Source organism: Stenotrophomonas sp. YJH_SMC_120 (assembly GCF_059368675.1).
This window is the reverse complement of the sequence record NZ_JCAFRY010000004.1, coordinates 95,957-115,478: the sequence shown is the minus strand read 5'-3', so window position 1 is coordinate 115,478 and position 19,522 is coordinate 95,957. Positions and strand designations below refer to the sequence as shown.

Here is a 19,522-nt window from a genome sequence, read left to right as displayed (position 1 = left end):
CTGATGACCGCCCAAGACCCCACCAAGCCCGCTGGCGACAAGCCTTCCGTGCGCATGATCACCGTTCCCGCCGACCGCGCCGGCCAGCGCCTGGACAACTTCCTGCTCGGCCAGCTGAAGGGGGCCCCGCGCAGCCTGGTCTACAAGCTGGTGCGCAGTGGCCAGGTGCGGGTCAACGGTGGCCGCGCCAAGGCCGAGCGCAAGCTGGAGGCGGGCGACGAAGTGCGCGTGCCGCCGGTTCGTCTCACTGAAGAGGGAGACAAGGTGGGTCCCCCGGAGGCATTCATGCGCCGGCTGGAGCAGGCCATCGTCTTCGAGGACGCGCGCCTGCTGGCCCTGAACAAGCCCACCGGCGTGGCCAGCCACGGCGGCAGCGGCATCAGCTTCGGCGCCATCGAGACCCTGCGCGCGCTGCGCCCGGGGCAGACCCTGGAGCTGGTCCACCGGCTGGATCGCGACACCTCGGGCCTGCTGATCGTGGCCAAGAAGCGCTCGGCGCTGAGCGAACTGCAGGCGCTGCTGCGTGAAGACCACGGCGCCGGCATCCGCAAGCGCTACCTGACCCTGCTGGCCGGGCGCATGCCCGACGGGGTGATGACGGTCGATGCGCCGCTGCATGTCGGCCTGCGCCAGGGCGGCGAGCGCCATGTGCAGGTCAACGCGATCGGCAAGGAATCGATCAGCCACTTCCGGGTGCTGGAGCGCCGCGGCGGCCATTCCTATTGCGAGGTGCGCATCGAGACCGGCCGTACCCACCAGATCCGCGTGCATGCCCAGCACCTGGGTCATCCGGTGGCCGGCGACGATAAATACGGCGATCCGGCGGTCAACAAGCGGCTTCGTGAGCAGATCGGGCTGAAGCGTCTGTTCCTGCACGCGGCCTCGCTGGAGTTCGCGCTGGACGATGGCAAGAGCCCGTATGTGCTGAACGCGCCGCTGGCCGATGAGCTGGTCGAGGCGCTGGATCGCCTCCGCTGACAATGGCCGGGTAGCGCCGGGCCATGCCCGGCCGCTACCTTGTTCGGGTAGATCCACGCCATGCGTGGATGCACCCTTCTGGGCCGTTCACCACTTGAACAGCACCAGGCTGATCGCCAGGGTGCCCATGCCGGCCACCAGGCCATATACCGTCTCGTGGCCCTTGGCATAGCGCTTGGCTGCCGGCAGCAGTTCGTCCAGCGCCAGGAACACCATCACGCCGGCGATCAGTCCGAACACCCAGCCGAAGGTGGCGTGCGACAGTGATCCGGACAGCAGCCAGTAGCCCAGCGCCGCGCCGACCGGTTCGGCCAGACCCGACAGCAGGCTGGCGCTGAACGCATAGAACTTGTTCTGGGTGGCGAAGTACACCGGCACCGCGATCGCGATGCCCTCGGGAATATTGTGGATGGCGATGGCGAAGGCCAGCGGCATGCCCACCGACGGACTTTCCAGCGTAGCGAAGAAGGTCGCCAGGCCTTCCGGGAAATTGTGCGCGGTGATCGCCACCGAGGTCAGCAGCGCGACCCGCTTCAGGTACTCGCGACTGTTTTCGCGGAACGCAGGGTCCTGCTTGTCCAGGCTGTCATGCGGGTTGGGAATGAAGTGGTCGATCAGCACGATCACGATCACGCCGGCCAGGAAGGCCAAGGTGCCGTAGGTGAAGCCGGTGCGCTCGCCATAGGCCAGGGCGAACGATGCGATGGACTTGTTGAGGATTTCCGATAGCGACACGTAGACCATCGCGCCGCCGGCGAAGGCCAGGCCGAACGCCAGCAGGCGCGGATTGGGGCGGCGCGAGAACAGCACCAGCAGGCTGCCGATGGCAGTGGCCAGACCGGCCGCGAGGGTGACCGCCAGTGCGATCCAGACATTTTCGGGGGGAATCTGCAGCATGTACCGACGCGGTCCTGGTCAACAGACAGCCGCCCCGGATGAGCCCGGGGCGGGGGAGGGCGAGGCGGGCGTCGGCTGGCCTCGTCGGGGCGCGCGCGATCAGCCGCCGCGGCGCAGGCGTTCTTCGATGGCGAAGCACTGATCGGGCTTCGGCTGCGGCGGGTTGAAGCTGACCGGCACCTGGATGGTGGCCGGCACGGCAGCGCCGTTGCGGGTGGCAGCCTTGAACTGCCAGCCCTGAACGGCCGTTTTGGCCAGTTCGTCCAGCTGCGGGTTGCCGGCGCCGGTCAACAGGGCGACCTCGCTTGGCTTGCCGTCGGTGCCGATGGTCACCTTGAAGGTGCTGGTGCCGCCTACGCCCATGCAGGCCAGTTCAAGCGGGTACTGCGGTGGCGGCGTCTTCACCGCGGCTACTTCGGTCGGCGGCGGCGGCGGTGGTGCCGGCGGTTCCGACGGGCCACAGCCGGCCAGGCCGGTCGCAGCAATCAGGGACAGGCTCAGCAAGCGTACGTTCATGGCAGTTGCTCCGTCAGGGCCGAAGTCTTCGCAGCGCAGATGAAGTCGTTCTCGCTCAGGCCGCCCACGTCGTGGGTGGAAAAGCGCACCACAGCGCGGTCGTAGTGCACGCCCAGGTCCGGATGGTGGTCCTCGCGGTGGGCAATCCAGGCCAGCGCGTTCACGAAGGCCATGGTGGCGTAGTAATCCTTGAAGCGGAAGGTGCGCGTCAGGGCCTGTCCGCCCTCGCTCAGCTCCCAGCCGGGAATCTGCGGCAGCAGTTCGGCCAGGCGGGCTTCGCCGAGCTTGTGGTCGCTGCCTTTGCGCGGCACGCAACGGGCCTGGGCCAGTGGAATCAGGTCGGCCATGGGAATCTCCACCTCGTGTTGACTGAACAATGCGCCGGACGGTGTATAAATCGAATGAGCGGCTGACGCTTACTTGGCTAGAATAGCCTGATGATCCAGATCTCCGACACTGCCCAGACCCATTTCCGCAAGCTGATCGAACGCGAGGGCGTGCCCGGCATGGGTGTGCGCTTGAGCGCGGTCGATCCCGGCACCCCGCGCGCCGACGCCCGGCTGGAGTTCGCCGAACCGACCGACCTGCTCGGCGACGAGTGGGCGGTGGACTGCGATGGTTTCACGCTCTACGTTGATGCCGGCAGCGTCGGTTGGCTCGATGGCGCCGAGATCGACATCGTCGCCGGCAGTGCCGGTACCCAGCAGCTGACCATCAAGGCGCCGCGCATCAAGGGCGAAGCGCCCGGCGATGCCGCCTCGCTGGTCGAGCGCGTGCACTGGGTGGTGGAAAACGAAATCAATCCGCAGCTGGCCTCTCATGGCGGCAAGGTGGCCGTGCAGGAAGTTTCGGCCGAAGGCGTGGTGCTGCTGCGCTTCGGTGGCGGTTGCCAGGGCTGCGGCATGGCCGACGTGACCCTCAAGCAGGGCATTGAAAAGACCCTGATGGGCCGCGTGCCGGGCGTGACCGCCGTGCGCGACGCGACCGACCACGACAGTGGCCACGCGCCGTATATCCCTCGCGGCAACGCCGCCTGATCGCTGACGCGTGCCTCTGACCCGGGCCGAGCAGTTCATCGACCTGCTGCTGGCCCGCCAGCAGCCCAGGGCCGTCCTGGAGAAAACCACGCGCCTGCCGTACGGCTGGGCGCTGTGGCTGCGCTCGCTCGGTCCGTTGCCGCGGCCGCTGCACGCCAGCGAGTTGATCGCGGTGCTGCTGCCGCGTCCGCTGCCGGGGCCACCCGGGCAGTTGCCCCGGTTGTCACCCTGGCAAGCGTTGCGCCGTCTGTTCTGGCAGGACTGGGATGCTGCGCCGCGCGACCAGCGCTGGATGCGCTGGGTCTCGGCCTTGGCCAGTGCGCTGCTGCATCTGCTGTTCTTCATGCTGCTGCTATGGGTGGCAGTGATCCGCACCTCGGCGCCGGAAGAACAAGGCGCCGAGGGCGAGCGCGTGCAGGTGGAGTTCGTCGGTCGCGCTACCCAGGAGGGCGGTGGCGATCAGCCAGGTGCGGAAGCGGCGGCCGCTGCACCGCCGGGCCAGGTTGCAGCTGGCCAGAACGCAGGGGCCGCAACGGCGCCTGAGCCGCGTCCGGCGTCCGCGTCGGCAGCTGCGTCCGCACCCGCTCCGGCTGCAGTGGCCAGCGTGCCACCGCCGCCCGCCGAATCCGAGCCGGCGCCGGTCGCGGCACCGCCGCCGTCTCCGGTGCAGGCCACCGAAGTAGCCGAGGCCAGTGCGGATTTCGTGGTGCCGCCTGTCAGCGTGCCGCGCACGGAGATCAGCATCGTGCCGCGCGACACGGTACCGACGGTGCGCGAGCGCAGCGTGCAGCCGGTGCAGGCGCCGCCGGCCCCTGCCGCACTGCGTGCGCCGGAGATCGCGGTGCGGACGCCGCAGCTGCGTGACATCCCGGTGCAGGAGCGTGAAATCAGTACGGTCGATGCACCGGCGATATCGCAGCCGCTGCGCACGGCCGATGTACAGGTCCGTGTGCCGCAGCGCGATGTGCAGGTGCGCGAGCGCGAAGTGCAGGCCGTGGTCGATCCGCAGGTACGGATGGCTGCTGTGGCCGGGCGCGAGCCGACCGTGCGTGCGCCGGCAGGCCGTGACCTGCAGGTGCGCGAGCGCGAAGTTGCGTCGGCACCCGCGGCGGCGCCTTCAACGTCCAGTGGCAGCGCGCCAGCGGCAACGCCGGCGTCTGCGGCCAGTAGCACTGCAACCCAGGCCAACAGCAGCACGCCACGGCCATCCGCCTCCAGCACGACACCGGCCCAGGCCGGCGCGCGTCCGGCTTCCAACCCGGGCAACTGGGCTACGCCTGCCAAGGGCGACGACTGGGGCGCGTCGAGCCGCAACCACGACGGCGCCAGCAGGGGCGCAAGCCAGGCCAGTGCCGCCGGCAAGGGCAATGGCCTGTTCAATGCCGACGGCAGCGTGCGCGTGCCGGGGCAGGAAGGTGGCGGTCACGCCGAACGTGGTGCCCCCGGGGGCGCCAACGATGGCTGGAGCAAGGAGCGCATCGCGCAGTCTGGCACCTGGTTGAAGCGACCGCCGTACGACTACACGCCGACCTCATTCGACAAGTACTGGGTGCCGCAGGAATCACTGCTGGCCGAATGGGTGCGCAAGGGCATCAAGTCGATGGAGATTCCGTTGCCGGGCACCGGTACGAAGATCTCCTGCGTGATCTCGATCCTGCAGGCGGGTGGCGGCTGCGGCCTCACCAATCCGAACATGCATGACCAGCCGGCGGTGGCACGGCCGCCGCCGGACGTTCCGTTCAAGAAAGAGCTGCAGGAAGATAACGGGAGCCGGTAGGCAAGGGGCGCGCCACGCCCTGGCCGGCGCGCGCTTGGGTAGGTGCCGACGTTGATTGGCACAGAAGCGCCGACCGAGGTCGGCCTCTACCAAGGCACCAGCGCATGCCGACCAAGGTCGGCCTCTACCAGGGCATTGCCCTACGCGCTCTGCGACAGGAACACCCAGAACGGCACGTCGCGGCCGACCCAGTCGCGGCTGGCTTCGTCGATCACGTCCAGCAACGTGTCGAAATCCTTCTGTGTGGAGGCGCGCAACGTATCCACGTCGGCCAGGAACAGCGCGTAACCGTCGGCCGGCAGCCATTGCAGATCACGCAGGTTGTCCGACAGTGCATCCCAGTTGCCGCCGAAGCCAGCCGGGAAATCCAGCTGCGCCGCCAGCCGGGCGAGCAGGGTGCGCTTGTCGGCCACGCCTTCCAGATCGATGCGGATCACCTTCAGTCCGGCATCGCGCATCGCTGCGGCCAGTGCGTCGATGTCGTCGCTGTCGATGGCGTAGACGCCGGCATTGTTGATGTCATGCAGGCCGAGGCCGAAATCATCGTGGCTCATCACTGCGCTCCCTGGGCTGGTACGGTGAAGCTGCGGAACGATGCGTAGTGGTCGTCGGTGTAGTACCACGCCTCCGGCGGATCGCCGCCGGTGACGATGCGGCGCGTGCCACGGGTGTGCGCGCCGGGGGTGTCCACGGTGTATTCGCGGTAGTAACCGCGCGGACGCTGCGGCAGCTGCTGTTCGCGGTTGCCGAAAGTGCTGCCATCCTGGCGGTGCGGGAACGGCCCGCCGCGCTGGATCAGCGCGATCGTCTGCAGGGCTTCGGCGGGCAGGAAGGCGGGCAGACCGTTGCCCTTGCCGGGCGTGGCCGTGGCCGGTGCGCGCGCGGCAGGCGCCCCCTGCAGGTCCGGCGCGAACTGCGGCGCCGGCGGGCGCTGCATGAAATGGTTGACGACCAGGCCGAGCAGCAGCAGGGCGATGGCGGTGATCAGCAGCCGGGGGTTGCGCATGGGCAAGGAAACGGGCGAGGGTGGTGCTCGCACTGTAGCGCCTGCGCGCTGCACGGTGCATGAGGACGGCGCTGCGTCACCGCTGCGTAACAATTGCCGTCGTGCTCACCGGCAGGACGCAATTTCCTTTACATCCCCCTTGGTAATCTGGCGGTCTGTCCCCATCATTCACCGCGCAACGCCCGACACCGTCGGGTGCCCTCGCAATCAGGAGATGCATCATGGCCTATACCCTGCCCAAGCTGTCCTACGCCTACGACGCGCTGGAACCGCATATCGATGCGGCGACGATGGAAATCCATCACACCAAGCATCACCAGACCTACATCAACAACGTCAACGCGGCGCTGGAAGGCACCGAGTACGCTGACCTGCCGGTCGAAGAACTGGTGAAGAAGCTCAAGTCGCTGCCGGAGAACCTGCAGGGTCCGGTGCGCAACAACGGTGGCGGCCATGCCAACCACTCGCTGTTCTGGACCGTGATGGCACCGAACGCGGGCGGTAACCCGGTGGGCGACGTGGCCAAGGCCATCGACAAGGACCTGGGCGGCTTCGACAAGTTCAAGGACGCCTTCACCAAGGCAGCGCTGACCCGTTTCGGCAGCGGCTGGGCCTGGCTGAGCGTGACTCCGGACAAGAAGGTGGTGGTCGAGAGCACCGGGAACCAGGACAGCCCGCTGATGGAAGGCAACACCCCCATCCTCGGCCTGGACGTGTGGGAACACGCGTACTACCTGAAGTACCAGAACCGCCGCCCGGAATACATCGGCGCGTTCTTCAACGTCATCGACTGGAACGAAGTCGAGCGCCGTTACCAGGAAGCGATTGCCTGATCTCGTTGGCTAGATGAAATGAAAAGGCCGGGGGAGACCCCGGCCTTTTTGTTTTCCGCATTGGTAGTGCCGGCCGCTGGCCGGCAGCCCTGGAATGCCGGCCAGTGGCCGGCACTACCTATTCGGCCGTGGCCGTATCGCCCTGCAGGCGCAGGGTGGCCATTACGCCCAGACGCAGGCCCGGCAGGTCACCGTCGGCCGGCAGCAGGATCGGCTGCTGGCGGATGCCGCCGAAGTGCTTGACCTGGAACAGCACGTCCAGGCCATGACCACTGGCGCCACCGCCGCTGGCCGCCGGCGGCTCGGGGCGGCCGCCCGGATTGCGCCGGGCCGGCTGGAACCCCGGGGTGCTGCGCACGAGCTCGACGGTGGTTGCCGAGAAATCACCGGCGATCAGGCTGGGCATGCCCTCGGCGGTGGCGCCTATCCAGGTCATCAGGTCGCTGGTCTGGTGCTGGCGGGCAGTGGCCTCGTCCGGGTCCGGGCGCAGCCGTGCCACATAGATGTTGACCAGCGCCTGGCCCAGCTTCAGCCGCATCATGCCGGCGGCGCTGAAGGTTCCGGGTGGGTGCAGCAGGGTTACGCCATCCTCGCTGACCGGCAGCCGGGTCAGCATCGCGTTGCCGTGCCGCAACGGCTGGCTGGGCGGATCGGCGGTAACGAAGTCGCAGCTGTAGCGCAGCCGGCTGGCCAGCCAGCAGGCCGGATTGCGGCCCTGCTGCTGCAGCACCTGCTGTACGGAGATCACGTCCGGCTGCAGCTCGGTGAGCAGGTGCGCCACCTGTTCGCGGCGCTGCTTCCACTGCGCATCATCGCGGCTTGGCAGTTCCAGCGCGGCCACGGTCAGCTGCCGGGGCTCGGCCTCACCGCTGGCGGCGGCCGGTGCCTGCGGCCGCGCCTGTGCCTGCAACGCCAGCAGCAGCACGAGACAGCTGAGCAGGAGACGGGCGTGGGCGAGGGGGTGCATAACGATAAGTTTACGCTTTTGTCGTGCAGGTGCCGTGACTTCCGGCATGTAGTAACGTTGCCTGCCATGGATTGGCACCGTTGTCATGCAGCCCTGCAGCGTGCTTCGCAAGCCCCGCTTCCGGTAACCTTGCGCCTTTCGCTTTGCAGGATTGCCTTACAGGATGAGCCACGACGCAGTTGCCCCCATCGCCGGCCAGGGAAAGATGCCGCGCCAGATCCCGTACATCATCGGCAATGAGGCCTGCGAGCGGTTCAGTTTCTACGGGATGCGCAACATCCTGGTGCAGTTCCTGATCACCTCGCTGCTGCTGCAGGAAATCACTGCGGAAGGCCGTGCCGGTGAAGCCAAGGACATCATGCACAGCTTCATGATCGGCGTGTATTTCTTCCCGCTGCTCGGAGGCTGGCTGGCCGACAGGTTCTTCGGCAAGTACCACACCATTCTCTGGTTCAGCCTGGTCTACTGTGCCGGCCATCTGTGCCTGGCGCTGTTCGAGAACAGCCGCGAGGGCTTCTTCCTCGGCCTGGGCCTGATCGCGCTGGGTGCCGGTGGCATCAAGCCGCTGGTGGCCTCGTTCATGGGCGACCAGTTCGACCAGAGCAACAAGCACCTGGCCAAGATCGTTTTCGACGCCTTCTACTGGATCATCAACTTCGGCTCGCTGTTCGCCTCGCTGCTGATCCCGCTGGTGCTGAAGAACTGGGGCCCGCAGTGGGCGTTCGGCATCCCGGGCATCCTGATGTTCATCGCCACCTTCGTGTTCTGGCTGGGCCGCAAGCGCTACGTGCTGGTGCCGCTCCCGCCGAAGGACCCGCATTCGTTCGCCAACGTGGTGCGTACCGCGCTGACCACGCGCGTGGCCGGCCAGGGCCGTCCGGGCCTGGTGATCGCCGTACTCGGCCTGGTCCTGGCAGTGGCCTCGTTCGGCCTGGTTGGCTCGCTGGGCATCGTCATCTGCCTGTGCCTGGCGCTGGTGTCGATCCTGGCCGGTATTGGCGGTGGCACCTGGATGCAGCTCGATCGCGCCCGTGGCCTGCACCCGACCGAAGCCGTGGAAGGTGTACGCTCCGTGCTGCGCGTGCTGGTGATCTTCGCGCTGACCACGCCGTTCTTCTCGCTGTTTGACCAGAAGGCCTCGACCTGGGTCCTGCAGGGCCAGCAGATGCAGATGCCGAGCTGGTTCACCGCCTCGCAGATGCAGGCGCTGAACCCGCTGCTGGTGATGATCCTGATTCCGTTCAACAACCTGGTGCTGTACCCGGCCCTGCGCCGCTTCGGCTTCGAGCCGACCGCGCTGCGCCGCATGACCGCCGGCATCGCCTTCAGTGGCCTGGCCTGGATCGTGGTCGGCGGCATCCAGGTGGTGATGGACGGTGGCAATGCCATGTCGATCTTCTGGCAGATGCTGCCGTATGCGCTGCTGACCTTCGGTGAGGTGCTGGTCTCGGCCACCGGCCTGGAGTTCGCCTACAGCCAGGCGCCGCAGGCGATGAAGGGCGTGGTGATGAGCTTCTGGAACCTGACCACCACCATCGGCAACCTGTGGGTGCTGCTGTCCAACGCTGCTGTGCGCAACGATGCGGTGACCCACAAGATCGCCAGTACGGGCCTGAGCGAGGCGGCATTCCTGATGTTCTTCTTCGCCGGTTTCGCCTTCGTTGCGGCGTTGGCCTTCGGTTGGTACGCGAAACGCTATCGTATGGTCGACAACTACCGTAGCGCCTGAGCCTGACATGACCCCCGTCAATCTGCTGTTGATCGCCATCACCGCCCTCCTGTCGTGGATGGCGTTCAACAACCGCAAGCTGGCCGACCGCCTGATCCTGTGGCCGCCGGCCATCGACCGTCACCGCCAGTACGACCGGCTGGTGACCTATGGCTTCATCCACGCCGACTGGTCGCACCTGATCTTCAACATGATCACCCTGTTCTTCTTCGGGGGATTCATCGAGAGCGTGATGGTGCAGCTGACCGGCAGCTACCTGACCTATCCGGCGTTCTACATCGGTGCGCTGCTGGTCTCGATCCTGCCCAGCTACCTGAAGAACCAGAAGAACCCGAACTACCTCAGCCTGGGCGCGTCCGGTGCGGTGTCGGCGGTGTTGTTCGCCTTCATCCTGATCAAGCCGTGGTCGATCATCCTGGTGTTCTTCATCCCGGCACCGGCCATTGTCTATGCCGCGTTCTACGTGGGCTACAGCATCTGGATGGACAAGCGCGGTGGTGATCGCATCAACCACAGCGCCCACCTGGCGGGCGCGGCGTTCGGTGTGATCTTCATGCTGGCCATGCAGCCGAGCATCTTCACCCACTTCCTGCGCGAGCTTTCCAACCCGACCTTCCGCCTCGGCGGCGGTTGAGGGGGCTGGGGTCGGATCCACTGGATCCGCCCCCGGGGGCAGGGACCCGCTCCTGGTCAGGCGCGGGTCTGCTGGCCGTAGGTGTCCAGCAGGCGGGCGAATACCTCTTCGCCGATGCGCTGGAAATCCTGATCTTCGGTCTGCCCTTCCACCGCCAGCTGCAGCAGGCCCTCCAGCAGGGCGCGGTCGGTGTCGGAATGGGAATCGCTGGGGTGCATCGGAGCCTCCGCGGTGGTGCGCATGATCAACGGTCGCAAGGGCCGTGCCAGCATGGCCGTACCCCTCCACAGGTGATAGCGGCCGTCCTCGCTCCAGCTTGAGGGTCGAAAACTGACGTGAATGGATTGGACTTGCCCCTGTTCAGGCTTCACGCGATCATGGCGCCCGGCTGCGCACCATCCACGCAGTCGCCGCAGGAGACAGTTCCATGGCTTCGGTCACGCCCCCCGGTCTGGCCTATGAGGTCGAACACGACCTGGCCAACCATCGCTTCACCGCCCGTGTGCGCGGACAGCTGGCGGTGCTCGATTACCAGATCAAACGCAGGCGCATGGTCATCACCCACACCGAGGTACCCGAGCCGATTGCCGGCCGTGGCATCGCAGGTGAGCTGACCCGCGTGGCACTGCGCTTTGCCCGCGAGCAGAAGTACAAGGTGGTGCCGGCATGTTCCTACGCCGAGGCCTTCCTGCAGCGGCACGAGGAGTACCACGACCTGCTCGCTGGCTGAATGCCAGCGGGCCACGCTTCAGCCATGGCAGGCGATGATGTACAAACATGAACAGGGGATCCCGATGAAGATTGGAAACAACCGGCCATTGCACGGCAGCGTGCTGGCCGGCGTGGTGGGCGTGCTGTTGCTGGCCGGTTGCCAGCGTGAAAGCGAGCCGGCACCGGCGACCGACGCGGCTCCCGCCGCCGAGGCCACTGCCGCAGGTGAAACGCCGGCCACGGAAGCGCCGCTGGACCTGCGCGACGTGATCGAGAACAACGAGCGCGAAGTGGTGGGCATCAGCTACCCGGCCGGCATCGATCGCTACCCGGGCCTGGCGCGCGCGCTGCAGAACTACGCAACCAGCGCACGCAGCGACCTGCAGCAGGCACTGGACGGGCTCGGCAATGACAAGCCGACCATGCCCTACGAACTGTCGTTGAGCTTCGAAAAGCTGCTGGAAACGCCGCAGCTGGTGGTGGTCAGTGCCGATGGCAGCCGCTATACCGGTGGCGCCCACGGCGAGCCGCTGGTGGCGCGTTTCGTGTGGCTGCCGGCGCAGCAACAGATGCTCAGTGCCGACAAGCTGGTGGCCGATGCCAAGGGCTGGAAGGCGATCAGTGATTTCGTCGCCGACCAGCTGCGCGAACGCGTGGCCACCCGCCTCAGTGGCGAGGACATGGACCCGGCCCAGCTGCAGGAATCGCTGCGTAACGCATCGCGCATGATTGCCGACGGTACCGGCCCCCAGGCCGACAATTTCAGCCAGTTCCAGCCGCTGACCAACGACAAGGGGCAGATCACCGCGCTGCGCTTTGTTTTCCCGCCGTACCAGGTGGGTCCATACTCGGACGGCACCCAGACCGCCGACGTACCGGCGGCGGTGCTGTTGCCGCACGTGGCCAAGGACTACGTGGAGCTGTTCGCACGCGGTTGACCGCAGTCGAGGAGGTGGCGTGGATACAGGGTTGCAGGAGCGGGTCGCCGGCCTGCTGCAGGAAGCCGGGGTCCGCATCGGCGGCACCCAGCCACAGGACATCCAGGTGCATGACCCGCGCTTTTTCGCGCGGGTCATGGCGCACGGCTCGCTCGGCCTCGGCGAGAGCTACATGGACGGTTGGTGGGATGCCAACGTCCTCGATGAATTCCTTGTCCACCTGATGCAGGCACACCTGGATGAACGGGTGCACGGTTGGCGCGAAGTGGCCGATGCGCTGAAGGCGCGCCTGTTCAACCTGCAGGTCGGGCAGGGCAGCTACGAAGTGGGCCGCCGCCACTACGATCTTGGCAACGACCTCTACCAGGCCATGCTCGGCCAACGCCTGGTGTACAGCTGCGGCTACTGGCGCAATGCCGGTGATCTCGATGCCGCGCAGGAGGCCAAGCTGGACCTGGTCTGCCGCAAGCTGGGGCTGCGCCCCGGGCAGCGTGTGCTGGACATCGGATGTGGCTGGGGTGAAGCCCTGAAGTTCGCAGCAGAGCGCTACGGCGTCAGCGGCGTCGGCGTGACCATTTCGCAGGAACAGGCCGGGTTCGCACGCGAACTGTGCGCCGGCCTGCCGATCGAGATCCGCTTGCAGGACTATCGCGAATTGGATGAGCCGTTCGATGCGATCTTCTCGATCGGCATGTTCGAGCATGTCGGCGACAAGAACTACGCCAGTTTCTTCGAGGTGGCCAGGCGCTGCCTGTCTTCGCGCGGGTTGCTGCTGCTGCACACCATCGGCACCAACATCTCGCGGCATCGCACCGATCCGTGGATCGCGCGCTACATCTTCCCCAATTCAATGCTGCCGTCGGCGGTGCAGATCAGCAAGGCGTTCGAAGGGCGCTTCGTGCTGGAGGACTGGCACAACTTCGGCACCGACTACGACCTCACCCTGCAGGCTTGGCGACGCAACGTGGAAGCGGCGTGGCCGCAGCTGGACGCGCGCTACGACGAGCATTTCCGCCGCATGTGGCGGTTCTACCTGGCCGGATCGATGGCCACCTTCCGCTGCCGGCACGCGCAGCTGTGGCAGCTGGTGCTGTCGCCGGAAGGCGTGCCGGGCGGGTACGTGGCGCCGCGCTGAAGCCAGCGCGGGGCGGAAACCCCGGGGTCAGATCCCTTTTCTCAGAAAAGGGCTCTGACCCCAACCACAACGAAAAACCGCCCGGTTTCCCGGGCGGTTTTTCGTTTCAGGCTACTGCGCGGGCGATCAGTTGCCGGCGCCGGTCAGGCCACGCTTTTCCAGCAGCGGTTCGATCTGCGGCTCGTGGCCGGCGAAATCGCGGAACAGCTGCATCGCGTCGACGCTGCCGCCCTTGGACAGCAGGGTGGCGCGGAAGTGGTCGCCGTTCTTGCGGCTCAGGCCGCCGTTGTCCTTGAACCACTTCTGGGTGTTGGCGTCGAGCACTTCCGACCAGATATAGGCGTAGTAACCGGCCGAATAGCCGCCCATGATGTGGCTGAAGTACGGGGTCTTGTAGCGCGGCGGCACCGGCGCGTAGTAGATGCCGTCCTTCTCCAGCGCGGCGCGCTCGAAGGCCATCACGTCCTTGGCGGCCGGCACCTGGTCGGCGCCGATCTGGTGCCAGCGCTGGTCCAGCATGGCCGCACCCAGGTACTCGGTGGTAGCGAAGCCCTGGTTGAACTTGGCTGCCGCCAGCACCTTGTCCAGCAGTGCCTGCGGCATCGCCGAACCATTCTGGTAGTGCTTGGCGTAGTTCTTCAGGATGACCGGGTTGTCGGCCCACATCTCGTTGACCTGCGAGGGGAACTCGACGAAGTCACGCGGCACCGAGGTGCCCGAGAAGTACGGGTACTTCACGTTGGAGAACATGCCGTGCAGGGCGTGGCCGAACTCGTGGAACGTGGTGTTCACCTCGTCCCAGGTCAGCAGGGTCGGCTGGCCGGCCGGCGGCTTCGGAATGTTCAGGTGATTGGCGACCACCGGCTTGAAGCCGGTCAGCTTGGACTGCGAGACGTAGGAGTTCATCCACGCGCCACCGCGCTTGGAGGCGCGTGCATACGGGTCGAAGATGAAGATCGCCAGCTGGCTGCCGTCGGCGTCGAACACGTCGTAGACGGTGACGTCATCGTGGTAGACCGGCAGGTCGGTGCGCTGCTTGAAGGTCAGGCCGAATTCCTGGCCCGCGGCGTAGAACACGCCGTTCTCCAGCACGTTCTTCATTTCGAAGTACGGCTTCAGCTGCGACTCGTCGAAGTTGTACTTGGCCTGACGCACCTTCTCGCTGTAGAAGGCCCAGTCCCACGGTTCCAGCTTGAACGTCGGCTTGCCAGCGGCCTTCTGTTCCTGGTCGATCATCGCCTGCAGGTCGGCGGCTTCACGCTTGGCGTTGGCCACCGCGGCCGGGGCCAGCTTGCCCAGCATCGCGTTGACCGCTTCGGGGGTCTTGGCGGTCTGGTTGGTCAGGTTGTAGGCGGCGAAGTTCGGGAAGCCCATCAGCTTGGCCTTGTCGGCGCGCAGCTGCATGATGCGCGAGACCAGCGCGGTGTTGTCGAACTCACCGCCGCGGCTGCCGCGGCTCACCGATGCTTCGTAGATCTTCTGGCGCAGGGCGCGGTTGGCCAGGTTGGTCAGCGGCGGCTGGCCGGTGGTGTTGAGCAGGGTGATCACGTACTTGCCGTCCTGGCCGCGGGCCTTGGCGGCTTCGGCGGCGGCGGCGATCTGCTCCTTGGACAGGCCGTCCAGTTCCTTGACGTCGTCGACGGTGATCGCCGAAGCGTTCACCTCCGACTGCACGTTCTGGCTGAACTTGGTCCCCAGGTTGGCCAGCTCGGCGTTCATCTCCTTCAGCTTGGCCTTGTCGGCGTCGGACAGCTTGGCGCCTGCGCGCACGTAGTTGTCGTAGTACTTCTCGACCAGGCGCACGCCTTCGGCGTCCAGGCCCAGCTGGCTGCGGGTGTCATACAGCGCCTGGATGCGGGCGAACAGCTTGCCGTTCAGCGCGATCGCATCGCTGTGCGCGGCGAACTTCGCCGAGTAGTCGGCCTGCAGCTTCTTGCGGGTGTCGTTGGTGTCGGCACCGACCAGGCTGAAGAACACGGTGGTCGCGCGGTCGAGGACATCACCGCTCTTTTCCAGGGCGATGATGGTGTTGTCGAAGGTCGGCTTGGCCTTGTTGTTGGCGATGGCCTCCACTTCCTTCAGCTGCTGCGCCATGCCGGCGTCGAAGGCCGGGGCGAAGTCGCTGTCCTTGATCTTGTCGAACTGCGGGAAGTGCAGCGGCAGCGGGCTTTCGGCGAAGAACGGATTGGCCTGCTGGGCGGTGCTGCTGGCGGCCGGGGTGGCGGCGCCGGCCGAGAAGGCGGGCAGGGCAAGGCCGAGGGACATGGCCACGGCAAGGGCAAGGCGGGTGGTCAAGGCAGGAACTCCGGTAAGGCAAACAAGGGCCCGAGGGTAACCCGGCCGGCGGCGCCCGCACTTGTGTCAAAAGGCATGTTGCCGCGGCCGGGCGCGGGTACCATGCATTCACCGCCCACGGTTCACCGCCATGACCACTGCCTACGATTTCAGCTTCCGCGACCTCGACGGCCAGCCACAGGCCCTCGCCGGGTACCGGGGTCACCCGCTGTTGCTGGTCAATGTCGCCAGCCGCTGTTGCTTCACACCGCAGTACACCGGGCTGGAACAGCTGTGGAAGGAATATCGCGAGCGTGGCCTGGTGGTGATCGGCTTCCCATGCAACCAGTTCGGCGCGCAGGAGCCGGGGGACGCCGCGCAGATCCGCCAGTTCTGTTCGCTGGATTATCCGGTCAGCTTCCCGCTTTCGGAGAAGATCGAGGTCAACGGCGAGGGGGCTGATCCGTTGTGGGCATGGCTTTCACACGAGAAGCGCGGCCTGCTGGGTAGCGCCCGCATCAAGTGGAATTTCAGCAAGTTCCTGGTCGATCGCCAGGGGCGGGTGGCTGCGCGCTTTGCGCCAACCACCAGGCCGGAACAGCTGCGCAGCGCGATCGAAGCGCTGCTGTGAAGGGGGTAGTGCCGGCCGCTGGCCGGCAATCCCGGAGCGCACGGAGAGCCGGCCAGCGGCCGGCACTGCCGTTGCAGATCATTTCTCGACGAACGCGCGCTCGAACACGTAGTGACCCGGCTGGCCGATGCGCGGCGAGACCTGGAAGCCGCGGGCATCGAGCACGCTGCGCAGATCAGCCAGCATCTGCGGGCTGCCGCAGATCATCGCGCGGTCGTTTTCCGGGCTCAGCTCCGGCAGGCCGAGGGTGCGCTGCATCTGGCCGCTTTCCATCAGCTGGGTCAGGCGGCCCTGGTTGGCGAACGGCTCGCGGGTGACGGCCGGGTAGTACAGCAGCTTGTCGCCGATCATCTCGCCCAGGAACTCGTGCTCACGCAGTTCCTTCTCGAAGTAATCGCGGTAGGCCAGATCCTTCTCGTAGCGCACGCCGTGGCAGAGGATCACCTTCTCGAAACGCTCGTAAGTTTCCGGGTCCTTGATGACCGACAGCCACGGCGCCATGCCGGTGCCCGTGCCCAGCAGGTACAGGTTCCTGCCCGGGTGCAGGTCGCTGATCAGCAGGGTGCCGGTGGGCTTCTTGCCGACCAGCACCTTGTCGCCCGGCTTGATGTGCTGCAGGCGCGAGGTCAGCGGGCCGTCCTGCACCTTGATGCTGAAGAACTCCAGGTGCTCTTCCCAGTTGGCGCTGGCGATGGAATAGGCGCGCAGCAGCGGCCGTGCCTCGGTTTCCAGGCCGATCATCACGAACTGGCCGTTCTCGAAGCGGAAGCCGCTGTCGCGGGTAGTGGTGAAACTGAAGTAGGCATCGGTCCAGTGACGGACCTCAAGCACCGTTTCGGCGCCGAAAGCGGAGGACATGGGCGTATCTATCGGAAGTCGTCGGGGTTGATTCTATCTCAAATGAGATGGGTTCTCATTGGGCGGAACGAGAGGCGTTCTCAGCGGTAACCCGCCGCCTGCAGCTCGAACAGCTCGGCGTACCGTCCTCCCTGGGCCATCAGCTGCGCATGGGTGCCGCTGGCCTCGATGCGGCCATCGGCCAGCACCAGGATGCGATCGGCCATGCGTACCGAAGAGAAACGGTGGGAAATCAGCACTGCCGTACGATTATCCGCCAGCTCCCTGAACCGCTGGAACACTTCGAACTCACTGCGCGCGTCCAGCGCTGCCGTTGGCTCATCCAGGATCATCACCTGCGCATTGCGCATCCACGCGCGGGCAATGGCGATCTTCTGCCACTGGCCACCGGACAGGTCCACGCCCTGCTTGAAGCGGCGCCCGATCAGCTGGTCGTAGCCGCCGGGCAGGTCGTCGATCACTTCCTCGGCCATGCCTCGTCGCGCGGCATCGGCGATGCGTGCCTGGTCGTCCATCGCCTCGACCTGGCCGACGCCGATGTTCTCGCCGGCGCTGAGGTTGTAGCGCACGAAGTCCTGGAAGATCACCCCGAGGTTGGCGCGCAGGTCGTCCAGGTCGTAGTCGCGCAGGTCGCGGCCGTCGAGCAGGATGCGGCCTTCGTCGGGCTCGTACAGCCGTGCCAGCAGTTTCACCAGCGTGGTCTTGCCCGCGCCGTTCTCGCCGACCAGGGCCAGCACTTCGCCGGCCTGCAGCTGGAAATCGAGGTGGCGCACCGCCCACTGTTCGGCATCGGGATAGCGGAAACCGACGTTCTCGAACACGAAACCCTGCTGGATCGGCTGCGGCACGCGCACCGCACCTTCGCGCGAGTGGATTTCCGGCTCGATCTGGAAGAACGAGAACAGGTCGTCCAGGTACAGTGCCTGGCTGGCCACCTGCGAGAAGCCGATCAGCAGGCCTTCCAGCAGCTGGCGCAGGCGCAGGAAGCTGCCGGCGAGGAAGGTCAGGTCGCCGATCGAAAAGTCGCCGCGTACCGTACGCCAGGCAATGTAGGCGTAGGCGGTGTAATACCCCAGCGTGCCCAGCGCGGCCAGCAGCGTGCCCCAGAACGCGCGGCGCCGGGCCAGTGCACGGTTGGCCTGGAACAGCGCCACCGACAGCCGCCGGTAGCGTTCCACCAGGAAGCGGTGCAGGTTGTAGATCTTCACTTCCTTGGCCGTTTCCACGCTGGCACCGAGCTGGCGCAGGTAGTCGAGCTGGCGGCGCTCGGGCGTCCACTGGAAGTTGAGGCTGTAGCCGGCCGCGTTGAAGTGCGATTCGCCGATGAAGGCCGGCACCAGTGCCAGCGCCAGCAGCAGGATCAGCCACGGCGCGTAGACCAGCAGGCCGACAGCGAGGCTGGCCACGGTGATCGCGTCCTGGACCTGGCCGAACAGCTGGCTCATCAGGTTCATCCGGCCCATGGTCTGGCGCCGCGCACGGTCCAGCTTGTCCTGCAGGTCCGGGTCCTCGAAGTCCTCCAGATCCAGCGTCGCCGCGTGTTCCATCAGCCGGATGCTGGTGACGTTGGCGAACAGCTCGGAGAGCAGGGCATCGGCGTAGCTGACCAGCCGGCCGAGCAGGTCCGAGGCGATGGCCAGGCCGAATTCCAGCGCCAGCAGGCCCAGCAGCGGATTCAGCACGCCGCTGGACAGCGCTTCGCCCAGCGGCGGGAAGCCCGCGTCGTGCTGGCTCAGGTGCAGGGCGCTGTCGATGATCAGCTTGCCGACGTACAGCATCGCCACCGGCAGCAGCGCGCGGATCAGGCGCAGCCCCAGGCTGGCCAGGGTGAGCGCGGGACTGGTCTTCCAGACCATGCGCAGGAACGGCGGCAGGTTGCGCATCGCCCTGAAGCGCTGGCGCAGGCTGGGTTTCTTTGCGGCGTCAGCGCCAGCGGTGGGGGGGGCAGGCATGCGCGTATTGTGCGCGCCTGATACGTGCAGAGGGGGTCAGTGCAGGCGTGTGGCTGGCGCCGGGGTCAGATCCCTTTGCGCGGCAAAGGGCTCTGACTCTCCCGCATCCACGCGTAGCGTGGATCTACCGTGTCGACCAAGGTCGACACCTACCAGCAGCTCCAGTGAATTGTCGAAGGCGGGGTGGGTCAGGCCGGCAGCGGCGGCAGCAGGCCCGCACCCAGCCGGTTCCAGGCGTTGATCACCGCAATTCCCATGCTCAGGTCACTGATGCCCTTCTCATCGAAGTGCGGCGCCAATGCATCGAACGCCGCCTGCGACGGCGCGCCGTCGGTCAGCCGGGTCAGTGCCTCGGCCCAACCCAGCACCGCGCGCTCGCGTTCGTCGAAGAAGCGGCTCTCGTGCCATGCCGGCAGCGTGTCCAGCTTGCGCGGCTCGATGCCACCCTTGCGCAGCGCCGTGCCGTGCATGTCCATGCAGTAGCCGCAGCCGTTGAGCTGTGACACGCGCAGGAACACCAGTTCCATCAGGGTCGGATCGATCGAGCTGTCATGCACCGCCTGGCTGGTGGCCAGCAGGCCCTTGAAGGCCTCGGCGGCCAGGCGGGTGTAGGGGACGCGGGGAGAAGTGTGATTGGACATCGGGGGCT

At 66.5% G+C, this 19,522-nt stretch carries 21 protein-coding genes; 10 read left to right on the top strand and 11 right to left on the bottom strand.

The features are described from left to right. Positions 1–3 precede the first annotated feature (3 nt). Positions 4–978, top strand: coding sequence for an RluA family pseudouridine synthase (locus tag AC5P60_RS07885; protein ID WP_012480803.1), 975 nt, complete (start codon positions 4–6; stop codon positions 976–978). Positions 979–1,065: 87 nt separating this feature from the next. On the opposite strand, the gene zupT is transcribed toward AC5P60_RS07885, so the two are convergent. The 3 genes from zupT to AC5P60_RS07870 form a co-directional block, all read right to left on the bottom strand. Beyond that, the gene (gene zupT / locus AC5P60_RS07880; protein ID WP_012480802.1) at positions 1,066–1,875 is read right to left on the bottom strand and encodes a zinc transporter ZupT; all 810 of its coding nucleotides are present in this window, start codon (positions 1,873–1,875) and stop codon (positions 1,066–1,068) included. Between the two features lie 99 nt (positions 1,876–1,974). Next, positions 1,975–2,391 carry an energy transducer TonB gene (locus AC5P60_RS07875; protein WP_005410316.1) on the bottom strand — a complete coding sequence of 139 codons (417 nt, stop codon included), beginning with the start codon at positions 2,389–2,391 and terminating at the stop codon, positions 1,975–1,977. Next, positions 2,388–2,738: a 4a-hydroxytetrahydrobiopterin dehydratase gene (locus AC5P60_RS07870; RefSeq protein WP_005410315.1), complete on the bottom strand. Its 351-nt coding sequence runs from the start codon at positions 2,736–2,738 to the stop codon at positions 2,388–2,390. The genes AC5P60_RS07875 and AC5P60_RS07870 overlap by 4 nt, the downstream gene beginning before the upstream one ends. 90 nt (positions 2,739–2,828) lie before the next feature. On the opposite strand from AC5P60_RS07870, the gene AC5P60_RS07865 reads away from it, so the two are divergent. After that, positions 2,829–3,428, top strand: a complete 600-nt coding sequence (locus AC5P60_RS07865; RefSeq protein WP_005410314.1) for an NfuA family Fe-S biogenesis protein — start codon at positions 2,829–2,831, stop codon at positions 3,426–3,428. Positions 3,429–3,438: 10 nt separating this feature from the next. Next, on the top strand, positions 3,439–5,205 hold the full coding sequence (locus tag AC5P60_RS07860) for a hypothetical protein (protein WP_483693334.1): 1,767 nt from the start codon (positions 3,439–3,441) through the stop codon (positions 5,203–5,205). Positions 5,206–5,345: 140 nt separating this feature from the next. Here the strand turns inward: AC5P60_RS07860 and AC5P60_RS07855 are convergent, their stop codons facing one another. Both AC5P60_RS07855 and AC5P60_RS07850 read right to left on the bottom strand, forming a co-directional pair. Continuing rightward, positions 5,346–5,759, bottom strand: coding sequence for a barstar family protein (locus AC5P60_RS07855; protein WP_049402271.1), 414 nt, complete (start codon positions 5,757–5,759; stop codon positions 5,346–5,348). After that, on the bottom strand, positions 5,759–6,211 hold the full coding sequence (locus AC5P60_RS07850) for a guanyl-specific ribonuclease (RefSeq protein WP_483693335.1): 453 nt from the start codon (positions 6,209–6,211) through the stop codon (positions 5,759–5,761). The genes AC5P60_RS07855 and AC5P60_RS07850 overlap by 1 nt, the downstream gene beginning before the upstream one ends. Before the next feature lie 221 nt (positions 6,212–6,432). Here AC5P60_RS07850 and AC5P60_RS07845 point away from each other — a divergent pair, with 221 nt between their 5' ends. Then, on the top strand, positions 6,433–7,044 hold the full coding sequence (locus AC5P60_RS07845; RefSeq protein WP_005410310.1) for a superoxide dismutase: 612 nt from the start codon (positions 6,433–6,435) through the stop codon (positions 7,042–7,044). A 118-nt stretch (positions 7,045–7,162) separates the two neighbouring features. Here the strand turns inward: AC5P60_RS07845 and AC5P60_RS07840 are convergent, their stop codons facing one another. Further along, positions 7,163–8,011, bottom strand: coding sequence for an endonuclease/exonuclease/phosphatase family protein (locus AC5P60_RS07840; protein ID WP_288469241.1), 849 nt, complete (start codon positions 8,009–8,011; stop codon positions 7,163–7,165). 163 nt (positions 8,012–8,174) lie between these two features. Between AC5P60_RS07840 and AC5P60_RS07835 the strand changes: the two genes are divergently transcribed. After that, entirely contained in the window at positions 8,175–9,740 is a 1,566-nt protein-coding gene (locus AC5P60_RS07835) for a POT-type proton-dependent oligopeptide transporter (protein ID WP_033832923.1), read from the top strand. A gap of 7 nt (positions 9,741–9,747) precedes the next feature. Further along, positions 9,748–10,374: a rhomboid family intramembrane serine protease gene (locus tag AC5P60_RS07830; protein ID WP_005410307.1), complete on the top strand. Its 627-nt coding sequence runs from the start codon at positions 9,748–9,750 to the stop codon at positions 10,372–10,374. Between the two features lie 56 nt (positions 10,375–10,430). Here the strand turns inward: AC5P60_RS07830 and AC5P60_RS07825 are convergent, their stop codons facing one another. Beyond that, complete coding sequence (locus AC5P60_RS07825) at positions 10,431–10,592, bottom strand: hypothetical protein (protein WP_005413966.1); 162 nt, start codon at positions 10,590–10,592, stop codon at positions 10,431–10,433. Positions 10,593–10,801: 209 nt separating this feature from the next. On the opposite strand from AC5P60_RS07825, the gene AC5P60_RS07820 reads away from it, so the two are divergent. Genes AC5P60_RS07820 through cfa form a run of 3 tightly spaced genes read left to right on the top strand, consistent with a single transcriptional unit; the run spans position 10,802 to position 13,158 of the window. Continuing rightward, positions 10,802–11,104 carry a GNAT family N-acetyltransferase gene (locus tag AC5P60_RS07820; protein WP_005410305.1) on the top strand — a complete coding sequence of 101 codons (303 nt, stop codon included), beginning with the start codon at positions 10,802–10,804 and terminating at the stop codon, positions 11,102–11,104. Positions 11,105–11,141: 37 nt separating this feature from the next. Continuing rightward, positions 11,142–12,023 (top strand): DUF3298 and DUF4163 domain-containing protein, encoded by an 882-nt coding sequence (locus AC5P60_RS07815; RefSeq protein WP_005410304.1) that lies wholly within the window; start codon positions 11,142–11,144, stop codon positions 12,021–12,023. Between the two features lie 19 nt (positions 12,024–12,042). Further along, positions 12,043–13,158, top strand: a complete 1,116-nt coding sequence (gene cfa, locus AC5P60_RS07810; protein ID WP_005413964.1) for a cyclopropane fatty acyl phospholipid synthase — start codon at positions 12,043–12,045, stop codon at positions 13,156–13,158. 126 nt (positions 13,159–13,284) lie between these two features. Here cfa and AC5P60_RS07805 read toward each other — a convergent pair whose 3' ends face one another. After that, positions 13,285–15,453, bottom strand: coding sequence for a M3 family metallopeptidase (locus AC5P60_RS07805; protein WP_033832920.1), 2,169 nt, complete (start codon positions 15,451–15,453; stop codon positions 13,285–13,287). A gap of 130 nt (positions 15,454–15,583) precedes the next feature. Between AC5P60_RS07805 and AC5P60_RS07800 the strand changes: the two genes are divergently transcribed. Continuing rightward, positions 15,584–16,063 carry a glutathione peroxidase gene (locus AC5P60_RS07800; protein ID WP_483693336.1) on the top strand — a complete coding sequence of 160 codons (480 nt, stop codon included), beginning with the start codon at positions 15,584–15,586 and terminating at the stop codon, positions 16,061–16,063. Between the two features lie 78 nt (positions 16,064–16,141). On the opposite strand, the gene AC5P60_RS07795 is transcribed toward AC5P60_RS07800, so the two are convergent. The 3 genes from AC5P60_RS07795 to AC5P60_RS07785 all read right to left on the bottom strand — a co-directional run bounded on the left by AC5P60_RS07795 (position 16,142) and on the right by AC5P60_RS07785 (position 19,514). Then, the gene (locus AC5P60_RS07795; protein ID WP_005410300.1) at positions 16,142–16,921 is read right to left on the bottom strand and encodes a ferredoxin--NADP reductase; all 780 of its coding nucleotides are present in this window, start codon (positions 16,919–16,921) and stop codon (positions 16,142–16,144) included. A gap of 80 nt (positions 16,922–17,001) precedes the next feature. Then, positions 17,002–18,873 carry an ABC transporter ATP-binding protein gene (locus AC5P60_RS07790; protein WP_049402269.1) on the bottom strand — a complete coding sequence of 624 codons (1,872 nt, stop codon included), beginning with the start codon at positions 18,871–18,873 and terminating at the stop codon, positions 17,002–17,004. A gap of 188 nt (positions 18,874–19,061) precedes the next feature. Further along, complete coding sequence (locus tag AC5P60_RS07785) at positions 19,062–19,514, bottom strand: carboxymuconolactone decarboxylase family protein (RefSeq protein ID WP_033832918.1); 453 nt, start codon at positions 19,512–19,514, stop codon at positions 19,062–19,064. Positions 19,515–19,522: the final 8 nt, after the last annotated feature.